Raw genomic sequence first — 13,798 nt, 5'->3', positions numbered from 1 at the left:
GGTTCTTTTGAAATGATGGTTTCTCCATCGAGTAGTTTTTGAATTTTCCAATTCATAATTTTCGTTTTTTAAAAGTTATATGTGACATTGTTGCCACATATATCTTTCGGAAACTTGTTTCAAAAGTGTTTTCAATGAACTTTCCTCGATAATCGAGATTTATATACGCTAAGGTTTGTCTTGATTTATGAATGCGAATTCTTGATGAATGCTTCACGAGTTTACCTTTAGATATTTTGCTAATGTAGCGAAGAAGTACGCAATCTTTTTACGTAGATGTATATGAAAACGAAAATGAGTTTGTCTTTAATTAAGAAAGGTCAATAATTTCTATATTTTGTTCAACAACTTGCTTTTGGGTTCTTCTTTCATTTTCTCTAAGATGAATTACTTCAGAAAGTTTCTCAATAAGTCCATCTTCTTCTTTTTGAGAAATAATTAAATGAATTTTTTTGTCATTCTTTTTGCGAGTATCAATTTCATTTAAGCATATTCTTAATAATTCAATTCTCCATCTTTCCTCCATTGATTCAAATTCCTCCATGATTATAAGTGAATTGTTTTCTGAAAGCCAATCGTAATGAAACTCTAAAATTTGATTTATGTTATATCTTTTTGCTTCATACCAAGGTATATAAAGTTGTTCTTTTTTTATAAAATCACAATACTCTTTAAATACTTTCATTTTTGAAGGAAAACGAAAGCTTTCTAAATTTGCATGTTGTATTACTTCACTAACGAAATTGCGCCTTTCAATTTCTGTTTTACCAATAATCAAAAGATGTTTTTTCTTCAATATATTTTTAGCTTTTTCAACTAAAGTATTATATATTTCTGATCTTAACTTTTCCATGATCTTATCTTTGACACAAAGATGCTTATGAAGTGCGCAATATTTGTGCGTAGTTTAATTTTAAGCAAAAAAAATTAGCCAAAAGGCTAATCAAAATTTATAAATTCATCTTACTGATTATTTAAACACCAATGTAAGATTTTTGCGGTGTTATTGGCATCATCAACGCCTCGGTGATGTTTTCCTTCTAAAGGAATCCGAAGTTGTTTTAATGCGCGTGCCATTCCAATGCCGCGTCGCATTCGATTGCAACGTCTAAACTCTTCTTTGACGTTTATGTGTTGATATCCGAACGGGAAATCAACATTTTTTTGTCTACACTGCTCAATGACTTTGTTACGATCATACGCGCCGTAACTTGCCCAAGTGTATGCAGACGAATCATACTCGTCAAAAAGTATATCAATTGCATCTTCAAAAGAAACGCCATCTTGCGCTACCATTTCGGGTGTAATTGATGTGAGTTCTGTGCAAAACCGACTGATTTCGGAATGTTCAGGAATTACTAGAATTCCTTGTTGATTGGAAATTTCCCCCGAAAGGGTATCCAATTCGCAAATACCAATTTCGATAATCTCACTGTGATTTCGTTGGTATTCACCATCATTTTCCCAGCACGTAGCTTCTAAGTCTACCACTAGGATTTTGTTTGTTGTTTTCATCTTTTTAATGATTGTTTAAAATAATTTTTGTTTGACAGATGAAGCCGACGCACAACTACTATGTAAAGAACTTCTGCAAAGAATGTAATTTATCTGCGCAATCTTTTTACGCACTTCATATTTTTTGTTATTTTCACTCGATAATCGAGATTTAGATATATTGAGTTTTATCTCGCAGTAGATGATTTTAAATTTAAAGTATACAGATGGCAATTAATAAAAATGCACTAATTCGATATAAAACCATTGATAAATGTTTGCAAAACAAGTATCGTCAATGGACATTAAACGATTTGATTGAAGCATGTTCTGACGTTTTACATGAGTATGAAGGACGCGAAGTGAATGTAAGTCGCAGAACGGTTCAATTGGATATTCAAATGATGCGAAGTGACAAATTGGGTTATAATGCACCAATTGTAGTGTACGATCGTAAGTTTTATAGATATGAAGATGAAGATTATTCTATCACAGATATTCCGCTCACGGAAAACGACATGAATGTCCTTTCGGAAACGGTTGAAATGTTGAAACAGTTTAAAGATTTCTCGTTGTTTTCTGAATTAGGAGGCATCATACAACGATTGGAAGATAAAGTATATACAGAAAAAACGCATCAAGCTTCCATTATTCATTTAGACAAAAACGAAAAATTGAAAGGTTTACAACATTTAGACTTGTTGTATCAGGCAATTCTAAAAAAGATTGTGCTGCGTTTGACGTATCGATCATTCAAAGCAAGAGCAGCTTCAGAAGTTATTTTTCATCCGTTCATATTAAAAGAATACAACAATCGTTGGTTTTTAGTCGGTGTTTCTGGAAATAAACCCAATATTATGACTTTGGCTTTGGATCGAATTATGAATGTAGATTACGATTTAGACATTCCATATAGAAATGAAAACTTTAATGGCGATGAGTATTATAAAAATACAATTGGTGTCACGGTTTTAGCCGAAAAGCACATTCAACGCATTGTATTAAAAGTAGACAAAAGCAATGCGCCGTATGTAACTACGAAGCCTTTTCATAACACGCAAGAAATTATTTCGGTACATCAAGATGGAAGTGTTACGGTGCAATTACAAGTACATGTTAATTTTGAATTGGAACGTTTAATTCTTGGTTTTGGCGATAGTATAGAAGTCATTGAACCGCCAATATTGAGAAAACGCATTCGCAAAAAACTACAAGCAGCAGTAATAAAATACACTACAGCGTAAAATACTTATAATGCTAGGATTTATAATATCTTTCATGCTAAATGAATTGTAAAATGTATACTATAATTTAAAATAAAATTGTCAATGTTGTGCTGGAAAATTGATAATTCTTATCCTCACGTCATATTTTATAGTACATCTAGTATTTTTTCTTAACTTTGTCACCAAATAAAATGAACAATTACCAGAAATTTAAACAAATTAACATGAAAAAAACTACTTTTATTTTACTATTATGTGCAACATTTGCATTGTTTGCAAACAAAGTGAATGCGCAAGATGGGTATACCTACACACTCACGCACAATGGTGGTTACAGCTTTTCAATACAAGCTGTGCCAAATGCAAGTGCTAATAACTTTGCTACTTCTGTACAGAGTTACGGATTTACAATTATCGTACCTGATGGTGTAACAATTGATACAGGGTCAGCAACTTCATTAGGAGGTGCTGCTAGTGCTACCTTCTTTGATGGAACTAACGTAGCACAACCTACTATTGATGGATACTTAGTCACAGAAACTCTAGGAAGTCCAGCTACATTATCAGCTCCTTCAGCAGGAACAAACTCTACAATGTATACATTTACAGTAAATGGAAGCCCTACAATGGGAGATATTTATATACTAGAAAACAATTCAGCATTAGCAAACGCAGTAACGCCTTTAAAATCTTTCATGCAAGCGGATATGATTGATAATGGAATGGCTGAATTTGTAAATGTAGTAGATCCAAACGCAGCAGCTGTAACAGCACCATCTACGTTTGATTTTATGACATTAAGCACTTCTGAAGTAGAATTGACAGGAGTAAATGTATTTCCAAACCCAGTAAAAAATGTAGCTACTATTACAGGAGTTTCAGATATTGAAGCTGTTGAGGTTACTAATGTAAACGGGCAACTTGTATTAAACAAGACATCTAACTTGGAAACAATTGACATGACAGGTTTACCAACAGGAATTTACTTTGCAAAAATAAAAGCAATTTCAGGATCAAAAACAGTGAAGTTGATTAAAGAGTAAAAATAACACCAAATTATATTAAAAAAGCGCCATTCGAGAGAATGGCGCTTTTTGTTTTTTTAATGATTTAACTTATTGTAAATCTTTTGAAAACTGTTTTTTACTCCTTTTTAACATCTTATTTATTGAAGATATACCTAATATAAAGGGATAAAATTAACAATTACAAGTGATAGTTGGGCAAGTTACAACGCCTGTTTTAGGTTGTTCCCAGCAATAAATACTAGCACAATGGAAATATTGTGTGTTTCCTCCTTTTAACGATTCAAGACTTAGGTTTGTGATTTGCTTTTTGTTTAACTTTAGTGGTTTCAAAGTTCTTTTTTTCATAATTTAAAATTAAGAGTTAGCATTAAAATTACTAAAATGGAATGATAAGTATTTATGGGAATGCCTTACTTTTTAAAAGTACCAAAAGTGTAGAAATAAAAAATCTCAACATTGCTGTTGAGATTTTTAAAATACATTTTATTAGTGGTGCCTCCAGGAATCGAACCAGGGACACAAGGATTTTCAGTCCTTTGCTCTACCAACTGAGCTAAGGCACCAGTGTCAAATGCGGATGCAAATATAAGAGTTTTTTAAACTTGACAAAACTATTTTGAAAAAAAAACGTTTCTTAAATTAGCAATCTCTAAAAACCATCAATGAATTTAATAGTAGACGCAGGAAATACATACGTAAAAGTGGCTGTTTTTCAAGAAGATAAAATGCTATCGCATGAAAGTTTCAAAAAAGAACTGTTTCAAAAAAAAATTAAAAAAATTTTAAAAGAGTATGCTGATATTGATAAAATGATCACTTCATCAGTGACAAAGTTGAGTAATGATACGAAAGCATTTTTAAAAACACTTCATATCAAAGTCCATACACTAACACACAAAACAAAGGTTCCGTTTCAAAACAATTACGCAACGCCAGAAACTTTAGGTGTTGATAGAATTGCATTGGTCGTGGCTGCCGTAACGCAATACCCAAAGCAAAACGTGCTTGTCATTGATGCAGGAACTTGTATAACGTATGATTTTAAAACAAATAAAGAAGTATATCTTGGAGGTGGAATTTCACCAGGATTGCAACTTCGATATAAAACATTAAATCTACTAACAGCAAATCTCCCATTATTAGCACCCAAAATGCCAGAAAGTTACATTGGCGACTCTACAGAAACTGCTATTCATTCTGGAGTCAGCGTAGGAGTAATCACCGAAATTGATGGGATAATTGAACGTTATAAAGAACAATTTGAACATTTAACAGTTATTTTAACAGGCGGCGACACTAATTTCTTGGCTAAAAGGTTAAAAAATACCATATTTGCGAATTCAAAATTCTTGTTACAAGGATTGAATAATGTTTTAGAATATAATAGATATAATGATTAGAAAGTTTTTAGGATTATTAATTTTGTTGTTTATCTGCCAAAGTAGTATAGCACAACAAGGAACGTCTTCCCCGTATTCTTTCCTCGGAATTGGCGATTTAAAGTTTAAAGGGACAACAGAAAACAGAAGTATGGGAGGGATGAGTATCTATTCAGATAGTATTCATATCAATTTACAGAACCCAGCAGCGTATGGGAATTTAAAATTTACGACATACACACTTGGAGCTAGTTATAGCCAATTGCGATTAAAAAGTGATGCAGGAACCGATAAAGGTTCATCAACTGCGTTAGACTACCTCGCTGTGGCTTTTCCGATTTCAAGTAAAATGGGAGTTGGTTTTGGTATAATGCCACTCACGTCGGTTGGATACAATTTTGAGGGAATAGGTGAAACAGGAATTGCTTCTGCACCATTCAAGTTTGCTCAATATGAAGGTGAAGGAGGTTTAAACTCCGTATTCCTTTCTTTAGGATATAAAATTATGAAAGGTTTATCTGTTGGAGGAACAGTAAACTACAACTTCGGAACTATTGAAAACCAAAATACCGAGTTTTTGGGAGAACTAACAGACAGTGGTTTGTTTTTTAGAACCTTAAATTACGGAACTCGTTCAAGAGACGAATCAAGGTTAAGTGGACTAAGTTATAATTTAGGAGCTAATTATGTAACGAAATTTAATGATAAACTCTCGTTAACAACATCACTTACATTTTCACCGCAATCAGATTTAACTTCAAAAAATTCGCGCGTATTAACAGCGTTGAATGTTACTGGAAATGGTGGAGAAATTGTAAGTCCTGGACAAGTAGATCAAGTGGATTTAGGAGATAGAACAAAAACTGATTTAGTTTTGCCATCAAAAATTGCTTTCGGAGCTGGAATCGGTGAAAGAAATAAGTGGTTTGCAGGTGCAGAATATACACTGCAAAACAATAGTGATTTTGGAAATGGACTCACAACCATTGAAAATGTAAATTACGACAACGGTTCAAAAATAGCTGCTGGAGGATTTTATATTCCAAAATATAATTCATTTACAAATTACTGGGAAAGAGTAACATATAGAGCTGGAGTTCGTTATGAGAACACAGGAATTATGGTTCGTGATGAGGCTATAAACGATTTTGGCATATCTTTTGGAGTAGGACTACCAGTGGCGAGATCATTATCAAATATAAACCTAGGTGTAGAGTTCGGAAAAAGAGGAACAGTAAACTCAGGATTGATCAAAGAAAATTACGTGAACTTCCACTTAAGTCTATCATTAAACGATAGATGGTTCATAAAAAGAAAATACAATTAATCGATAAATATTAAACAAATGAAGAAGACTATTACATTATTGGTTGCAGGGTTGTTTGCGGTAACGAGCTTCACAACTTTAAATGCACAGGATTGTAAGACGAAGTTGTCTCTATTTGCTGAAAATGCAAAAGCGAAAAACTATGCAGAAGCGGAAACACAGTTAAATGAACTAAGAACAGATTGTCCCTCTGTTAGTTCAGCAATATACGCTTACGGTGAAAGAATCTATAAAGCAAAACTTAAAAAAGCAACAGATAAAAAAGCTGTAGCAGAAGAGTTAATAAAATTATATAGAGATAGAATTGCAAACGTTCCTGCAAAAACAAAAAAAGGAGATGTATTAGGAGATATAGGAACGTTAATGGTTGATTACAAAATAGGTGACGTAAAAAGTCAGTATGATGTATTTGATGAAGCATTCAAAACAGATTTGGTAAACTTCAAAAATCCAAAATCATTATACCAGTATTTCGAATTATACTACAGCATGTATCAAACAGGCGATTCAGGAGTTTTGTTAGAAAACCTAATTCAGAAGTTTGAAGAGTTAACTGAAAAATTTGAATCTGAAAGTGAAAGATTAGCGAAAACTAAAAATGAACTGATCGCTAAAAAAGAATCAGGACAAGAGTTGACGTCAAAAGAAAAAAGAAAAGAAAAAGTAGCAGATACAAATATCAAAGCAATAGCAATTTTCTCAGGAAACATGGAAGCATTGATAGAAAAAGTATCAACTTGTGAAACGTTAATTCCTTTATTTAGAAAGAATTTTGATGCAAACAGAAGCAATTCACTTTGGTTAAAAAGAGCTGCTGGAAGATTAGATGCAAAAGGATGTGATGAAGATCCATTATTCGTAGAGTTAGTTGAAGCGGTAGATGCATTAGAGCCATCTGCAAACTCAAAAAGATACTTAGCTGGAATCTACGAAAGAAAAGGAAACTTAACAAGAGCTGAAGAGTACTTGAACCAGTCGTTAGACATGGAGAAAGATCCGATCAAAAAAGCAAGATTACTTTATAAAATTGCGAGCAAAGCAAAGAAAAGAGGTCAAAAATCAAAAGCTAGAAAGTATTACTTAGATGCGGTAAAAAACAATCCATCATTAGGTGGAGCGTATTTAAAAATTGCACAACTATATGCTTCAAGTGTAAACCAGTGTGGAAAAGACGAATTCACAAAAAGAGCTGGATATTGGAAAGCTGCTGAAATGGCAAGAAAAGCGGGTCAAGTTGATCCTTCTTTAAAAAGTATTGCTAACAGAACAGTAGATTCATACATGAAATCTGCGCCAAGTAAAGCAGATGTATTCAGTAGAGGATTAAAAAGTGGAGCGTCAATTCCTTTAAACTGCTGGATCGGTGGAAGCGTAAGAATTCCAAACCTATAATTAATGAAATTACATAAAAAACATATATTACAAAGCATTGTCACAATATTTATTGTGACAATGCTTTTTTCATGTCAGGACAACTATAGCGAAATTCAAAAACTTTCCTATAACAAACGTTTTCCTGTCGGTGAAGCCGAAAATATGTTTTTAGTGTATACCGATTCCGGAAAAGTAAAATCTACCTTACGAAGTCCGTACAACAAAGATTTTTCCAATCAAAAATTTCCTTTCATGGAGTTTCCTAAAGGAATTGTTCTTGAGTTTTTTGATGATGATAATAATAAAAGTGTGGTAACTTCTGACTATGCTATTTTGTATAGTGACACAAGATTAGTAGATTTACAGGGAAATGTAGTGTTAAAAACACACGATGGAAACATATTAGAAGCGCCACAATTGTATTGGGATCAAGATAAAGAATGGATTTTTACAGAAGGAGAATTCAAAATGAGTGGCGAATATGGTGTGTTAATCCAAGGAACCAACGGAATCGATTTCAACAAGAATCTTACTATAATTGATGCGCACGAAATCTATGATAGTTCTATTCCTATTGACGAAAAAGATAAATAAAAGCTCAATAATCTAACAAAAATCAAACCACTGTGAAAGTCTTAAACTACACTAAATTTCTATACCTTATCGTAGCTGCGTTATCTATTTACAAAGTAATTGAAGCGTGGAATAGCGAAGGGAAAATTGATTACATGTTTGTCGGATTTGCAGTAATTTCACTATTCATGTTTTTCTTTAGAAGATTCTACGAGAAAAAATTTGAAGACTACAAAAAAGACAAATAAATGGAAGTACAGTTGCTCATTATAATAACGGCATTACTGTTTTCAGCGTTCTTTTCAGGTATGGAAATCGCGTACGTCTCCGCGAACAAAATTCACATCGAATTAGAAAAAAAGCAAGATGGAATTCTTGCCAAAGTCTTGAGGCGACTTACACTAAAACCTTCAAAATTTATTGCTACGATGCTCGTTGGAAACAACATAGCACTTGTAATTTATGGGTTTTTTATGGGCGATTTGATCACGCAATGGGTTCGCGAAGCGCCATGGCTCAACCAATACATAACGGTTGACTATGAACTGCTGTTTCAAACCATTGTCTCTACTTTAGTCATATTAGTAACAGCAGAATTTTTGCCAAAAGTGTTCTTTCAAATCTACGCAAACAACTTGCTTAAATTTTTAGCGATTCCCGCATACATCTTCTATCAATTGTTTTGGTTGATTTCTGAATTTATCATGTGGATTTCGAATGTTGTCCTAAAAAAATTCTTCAAAACAGAAGGTGATGAGGTGCAACTCGAATTTAGTAAAGTGGAACTTGGTGATTACATTTCAGAGCAAATGGAAGCTGGACATCATGATGAAGATGTAGATTCTGAAATTCAAATATTTCAAAATGCATTAGAATTTTCTGCGGTAAAAACACGTGAAGTAATGATTCCTAGAACGGAAATTGTAGCAATAGAACTTCGCGAAACAACGCAAAACCTTACCAAACTCTTCTCAGAAACAGGCTATTCTAAAGTATTAGTCTATAAAAATACAATTGACGATATCATCGGATACGTACATTCTTTTGAACTTTTCAAAAAGCCAAAAACCATTCGAAGCATTGTCTTGCCTGTTGTATTTGTGCCCGAAGCAATGTTGGCAAACGATGTGTTAAATGTATTGACAAAAAAGCGAAAAAGTATTGCTGTAGTCTTAGATGAATATGGCGGAACTTCCGGAATTGCCACTATAGAAGATATTGTTGAAGAACTATTTGGAGAAATAGAAGATGAGCATGATGTTACAGAATTACTCGAAAAGCGCATTGGTGAATACGAATATTTATTTTCTGCGCGTTTGGAAGTTGATTATATCAATGAAACCTATAAACTGCATCTTCCTGAAAGTGAAAATTACGAGACTATAGGTGGCTTAATTGTTGGTGAAACTGAGGAAATTCCGCAGAAAGATGAAGTCATCATCATCAATAATTTAAAGTTTACAATCGTCGAAGTATCCAGTACTAAAATCGATACAATTCAACTTCAAATTCTCTCTGAAGATTAAAATCCCTAAAATTAACGAATTAATACGCGGTTCTTCTTTTATTATTTAGTAGGAAATTGTATTTTCGCCCACTGAATTTCATAAAATTGAAGATAAATGGCAATTCTTGCAAAAATTAGACAACGTACATTAGTACTAATCCTAATCATCGGATTGGCGCTTTTTGCTTTCGTAATATCTGACGTGTTCAACAACAATGGCGGAGGAGAAAAACGACCAACAGAAATAGGAACTGTAAATGGAGAAGGGATTCCTTACGACCAATTCGAAGCCCAAGTAAAATATGCTAAAGGTATTTACGGATCTAGTCAAAGTACGATGCAAGTCGTAGGCGGACTTTGGGACAGAGAAGTAAATAATCTATTAGTTACACAACAATTAGATGAATTGGGAATCACAATCGAAAAAGACCAACTTTGGAATCTTATAGTGGCAAGCCCAGGCATTACAGGTAGCCAGTTGTTCCAAGATGAATCTGGTGTATTCGTAGAAGCAAAACTAAAAGAATATATAGACAATCTTGAAGCTACAAAAAATGTGTCTCCAGAAAGCATGGCTAAATACCAAGAATGGCTACGTAGAGAAAGATCTACAATCATAGAAGCTAAAAAAGCCTTATACAACAACTTGGTAAAAGCAGGTTCAATTGTTACGGTAAAAGAAGGAGAGCTTGCATACAGAGCGGAAAACGATAAAGTAACGTTCAAGTATGTATACATTCCTTACACTTCTATTGAAGATAAAGCTGCTGAAGTTAAAAATAGTGATGTTCAAAACTATATCAACAAGCACAAGTCTTCATTCCAAGCAAAAGAATCAAGAGACATTCAATATGTATTCTTCCCTGAAGCACCATCAAAATCTGATGAAGAATTAGCGAAGAAAACAGTAGCAGACTTCAAAAAAGGTTTTGCTGAAGCTGAGGATGCAACTGTCTATGCTAATGTAAACACAGAAACAAACGAATTAGAAAGATTCACATACGCAAGTCTATTGCCTAAAGCAGCAGCAGCAGATATGATGGCTATGGAAGTTGGAGATGTGTACGGACCTTATAAAGCAGGAACGCAATACAAAATTTCTAGATTGTTAGATACAAAACAATTGCCAGATTCTGTAAAAACAAGACATATCTTACTTCGTTATGCTGGTTCTGCAGGAGCTGCACCAAATTTAGAAAAAACAAAAGAACAAGCGAAAGCACAAGCAGACAGTATTTTAAAAATCGTAAAAAGAGACAAATCTAAATTTGCCGACATCGCAAAAGAAATGTCAGATGATACTTCTGCAGCACAAGGTGGAGATTTAGCTTGGTTCAATGCTGGTAGCGCACAAAAGCTAACACCAAATTTTAAGGCTTTTGCATACGAAAAAGAAATTGGAACAATCGATGTTGTTGAAACACCTATTGGTTTCCATATTATTGAAATTGAAGATCAAAAAAACGTACAGAAAGCTATAAAACTAGCAACGATCAATAAGCAGGTAGAAGTAACAGAGCAAACATTGAAAGATTTATTTACAGTGTCATCTAAATTTGAATCAGATGCAAGTAAATCTTCAACTGCTTTTGTTGACATCGCAAAAGAAAAAGGTTACGAAGTAAAACCTGTAAAAAGTATCAAAATCTTAGATGCAAAAATAGCAGGTATGCCAGAACAACGTGAAGCTATTCGTTGGGCATTTAAAGACGATACAAAAGTTGGTGACGTAAATCGTGTTTCTTTAAGTACAGGATCTCTTGTAGTACAATTAACTGCTAAAAATCCAGCAGGACTTTCTTCAATTCCAGAAGCATCTGCACGAGCATTGCCAGTACTTAGAAACGAGAAAAAAGCTGAAATAATCAAATCAAAATATGCTTCACATACAACGTTGGCAGCTTTAGCAGCAGCAGCAGGAAAACCAGAAGCAAAAGCAACTTCGTTATCAATGAAATCTCCAGTTATTCCAGGAGCAGGACAAGAGCAAAGAGTAGTAGGAACTGCTTTTGCATTAAATGAAGGCGATACTTCAAAATTAATCGCAGGAAAATATGGAGTGTACATGATTCAAATTGTAACGAAAGCGCCTGCACCAGCAAAAGAAACATACTTAGCAGAAAGTAATGCATTAAGAGCGCAAAGAGCTACAAATGCTGCAACTTCTGTATTCAGTGCACTGAAGAGTACTTCAGAGATTGAAGATAACAGAGGTATTTTCTATTAAGCTTTAATAGCAAAAGATCACATTCTAAATATAGAATGATAAAAAAACCTGTGAAACTAACTTCACAGGTTTTTTTATGGAATATATTTTTTAGAGTTTTTTAAATTTGAGAATCTGTATTGGGTTCAGAAAGTATCATCTCATCAAAAGGAATCACAGTTTCATAGCCTTTTGCTTCAAAATAAGCTTCGGTATCATCATTTCCTGTGGCTAAAACAAAATCGCCGCCCCAAGCACCTAAACTTTTAATTTGACCAAAATAATCGGCAAACAAACGTTCTTGTACAGGTGTTTCTTGAATAATATCTGCAATCAACTGTTCGTGTTCTTTCAAAAGCAATTCAAAATCGACTAGTGAATTTGTTTTAGTCATTTCAATAGTAATTGCATTGATCACCTTTATCTCGTTCGCAATGGTGCCTTTTCGGGCAGTATAACTTTCAATAGCGTTTCTGCTGTTTTGTTTTTTGTTTAAATGTACAAAGTACAACTGATTGCTAAACGAAGGTAAAAAATCGACTTCAGTCACTTTTGGTGCTTGTTGTTGCAGCTCGTAAATGATTGGCGAGTTGTGTTTCGCGCAAGCAATATCATAACCACTTCCTTTAAAAGCATTCCAAAGAAGTGTGTACGGATTTACATTTGCCCAAAGTGCAATGTTATGAATTAAGGTAGAAGAAGAGCCTAATCCCCAATTTTGAGGAAAACTCAAGGTCGTTTGTACTTCAAAGCTGCTTTCTCCATTTAAAAATGTAGGATTCAAACGCTTGGCTTCTTGTAAAATACCATGCAAGGTCTGACTTACAGCATCAGTATGGCTACCTTTATTGCGAAAAGAATCTATTTCAAAAGAACGCTGATACCAGATAATATCTCTAAAATCGTAGCTTTTCCAAACGAGTTTTGGAGGTTCAATCGGATTTGGTAAGTCAATAGGAGTAACGGTAAGTGATTGTCCGTATTTCGTAGGAACTGCCAATGCTTTGGCGCCATCCAATACGACATATTCACCTGATAGTAATAACTTTCCGTTGCTATAAAAATTCATTAGGCATGTTGCGATTTATAGGCTGTAAATGCATTCACTACAGCACTGTGTGTAACTGTTTTATCTTTAAAATAATTGACAAAATGTACTTTTTCAGCATCCGTAGCTTCCAACTGATTCAAAATATTAATCAAGTGCATTTTCATGTGTCCTTTTTGAATCCCAGTGGTTACTAACGAACGGACAGCGGCAAAGTTTTGTGCCAATCCGGCAACGGCTACAATCTGCATTAATTCTTTAGCATTTGGTTTTCCTAACATTTCTAGTGCTAATTTTACCAACGGATGTAAAGAGGTTAAGCCGCCAACAGTTCCTAAAGACAATGGAATTTCAATCCAAAACTTAAACATACCATCTACAACTTCGGCATGTGTTAAGCTCGAATAACGTCCATCTTTGGCTGCGTAGGCATGAATTCCGGCTTCAATAGCTCTAAAATCGTTTCCAGTAGCTAGCACTACGGCGTCAATTCCGTTCATAATTCCTTTATTATGCGTCACAGCGCGCTACGCTTCTGTTTTAGCAATTTGTATTGCACGAATAAACTTCTCTGCAAACTCATTTGCGTCAACCGATTCGTTTTCGGTTAAATCTTCAATAGGACAACTTACTTCG

Annotated in this window: 13 protein-coding genes, 1 tRNA gene and 1 pseudogene; 9 read left to right on the top strand and 6 right to left on the bottom strand. The window is 34.1% G+C overall.

The window, feature by feature from the left end; genetic code table 11:
* Positions 1 to 310: 310 nt before the first annotated feature.
* Both AB8B65_RS00325 and AB8B65_RS00320 read right to left on the bottom strand, forming a co-directional pair.
* Positions 311 to 853, bottom strand: a complete 543-nt coding sequence (locus tag AB8B65_RS00325; RefSeq protein WP_405298795.1) for a hypothetical protein — start codon at positions 851 to 853, stop codon at positions 311 to 313.
* Between the two features lie 110 nt (positions 854 to 963).
* Positions 964 to 1,515, bottom strand: a complete 552-nt coding sequence (locus AB8B65_RS00320; RefSeq protein WP_405298794.1) for an exonuclease domain-containing protein — start codon at positions 1,513 to 1,515, stop codon at positions 964 to 966.
* Between the two features lie 206 nt (positions 1,516 to 1,721).
* On the opposite strand from AB8B65_RS00320, the gene AB8B65_RS00315 reads away from it, so the two are divergent.
* Together AB8B65_RS00315 and AB8B65_RS00310 are read left to right on the top strand one after the other, a co-directional pair.
* Positions 1,722 to 2,738, top strand: coding sequence for a helix-turn-helix transcriptional regulator (locus AB8B65_RS00315; protein ID WP_405298793.1), 1,017 nt, complete (start codon positions 1,722 to 1,724; stop codon positions 2,736 to 2,738).
* Between the two features lie 206 nt (positions 2,739 to 2,944).
* Positions 2,945 to 3,763, top strand: a complete 819-nt coding sequence (locus AB8B65_RS00310) for a T9SS type A sorting domain-containing protein (RefSeq protein WP_405298792.1) — start codon at positions 2,945 to 2,947, stop codon at positions 3,761 to 3,763.
* Positions 3,764 to 3,919: 156 nt separating this feature from the next.
* On the opposite strand, the gene AB8B65_RS00305 is transcribed toward AB8B65_RS00310, so the two are convergent.
* Both AB8B65_RS00305 and AB8B65_RS00300 read right to left on the bottom strand, forming a co-directional pair.
* Positions 3,920 to 4,093 carry a hypothetical protein gene (locus AB8B65_RS00305; RefSeq protein ID WP_405298791.1) on the bottom strand — a complete coding sequence of 58 codons (174 nt, stop codon included), beginning with the start codon at positions 4,091 to 4,093 and terminating at the stop codon, positions 3,920 to 3,922.
* A 145-nt stretch (positions 4,094 to 4,238) separates the two neighbouring features.
* Positions 4,239 to 4,311: transfer RNA gene (locus AB8B65_RS00300), tRNA-Phe, on the bottom strand.
* 99 nt (positions 4,312 to 4,410) lie between these two features.
* On the opposite strand from AB8B65_RS00300, the gene AB8B65_RS00295 reads away from it, so the two are divergent.
* The 7 genes from AB8B65_RS00295 to AB8B65_RS00265 all read left to right on the top strand — a co-directional run bounded on the left by AB8B65_RS00295 (position 4,411) and on the right by AB8B65_RS00265 (position 12,135).
* Positions 4,411 to 5,148 carry a type III pantothenate kinase gene (locus tag AB8B65_RS00295; protein WP_405298790.1) on the top strand — a complete coding sequence of 246 codons (738 nt, stop codon included), beginning with the start codon at positions 4,411 to 4,413 and terminating at the stop codon, positions 5,146 to 5,148.
* The gene (locus AB8B65_RS00290; protein ID WP_405298789.1) at positions 5,141 to 6,454 is read left to right on the top strand and encodes a hypothetical protein; all 1,314 of its coding nucleotides are present in this window, start codon (positions 5,141 to 5,143) and stop codon (positions 6,452 to 6,454) included. Before AB8B65_RS00295 ends, AB8B65_RS00290 begins: the two co-directional genes overlap by 8 nt.
* Positions 6,455 to 6,472: 18 nt before the next feature.
* On the top strand, positions 6,473 to 7,846 hold the full coding sequence (locus tag AB8B65_RS00285) for a tetratricopeptide repeat protein (RefSeq protein ID WP_405298788.1): 1,374 nt from the start codon (positions 6,473 to 6,475) through the stop codon (positions 7,844 to 7,846).
* 3 nt (positions 7,847 to 7,849) lie between these two features.
* Positions 7,850 to 8,422 carry an LPS export ABC transporter periplasmic protein LptC gene (gene lptC, locus AB8B65_RS00280; RefSeq protein WP_405298787.1) on the top strand — a complete coding sequence of 191 codons (573 nt, stop codon included), beginning with the start codon at positions 7,850 to 7,852 and terminating at the stop codon, positions 8,420 to 8,422.
* 32 nt (positions 8,423 to 8,454) lie between these two features.
* The gene (locus AB8B65_RS00275) at positions 8,455 to 8,649 is read left to right on the top strand and encodes a hypothetical protein (RefSeq protein WP_405298786.1); all 195 of its coding nucleotides are present in this window, start codon (positions 8,455 to 8,457) and stop codon (positions 8,647 to 8,649) included.
* Positions 8,650 to 9,927, top strand: a complete 1,278-nt coding sequence (locus AB8B65_RS00270; RefSeq protein ID WP_405298784.1) for a hemolysin family protein — start codon at positions 8,650 to 8,652, stop codon at positions 9,925 to 9,927.
* 96 nt (positions 9,928 to 10,023) lie between these two features.
* Entirely contained in the window at positions 10,024 to 12,135 is a 2,112-nt protein-coding gene (locus tag AB8B65_RS00265; RefSeq protein ID WP_405298783.1) for a peptidylprolyl isomerase, read from the top strand.
* A 100-nt stretch (positions 12,136 to 12,235) separates the two neighbouring features.
* On the opposite strand, the gene AB8B65_RS00260 is transcribed toward AB8B65_RS00265, so the two are convergent.
* Both AB8B65_RS00260 and AB8B65_RS00255 read right to left on the bottom strand, forming a co-directional pair.
* Positions 12,236 to 13,183: a GYDIA family GHMP kinase gene (locus AB8B65_RS00260; protein WP_405298781.1), complete on the bottom strand. Its 948-nt coding sequence runs from the start codon at positions 13,181 to 13,183 to the stop codon at positions 12,236 to 12,238.
* Positions 13,183 to 13,798: pseudogene (locus tag AB8B65_RS00255) on the bottom strand (hydroxymethylglutaryl-CoA reductase); the annotation flags it as partial. The pseudogene AB8B65_RS00255 and the gene AB8B65_RS00260, both read right to left, overlap by 1 nt.

Source organism: Kordia sp. (assembly GCF_045105435.1).
Taxonomy (GTDB): domain Bacteria; phylum Bacteroidota; class Bacteroidia; order Flavobacteriales; family Flavobacteriaceae; genus Kordia.
The sequence above is the reverse complement of the archived record's forward strand: the minus strand, read 5'-3'. Positions and strand labels throughout refer to the sequence as shown.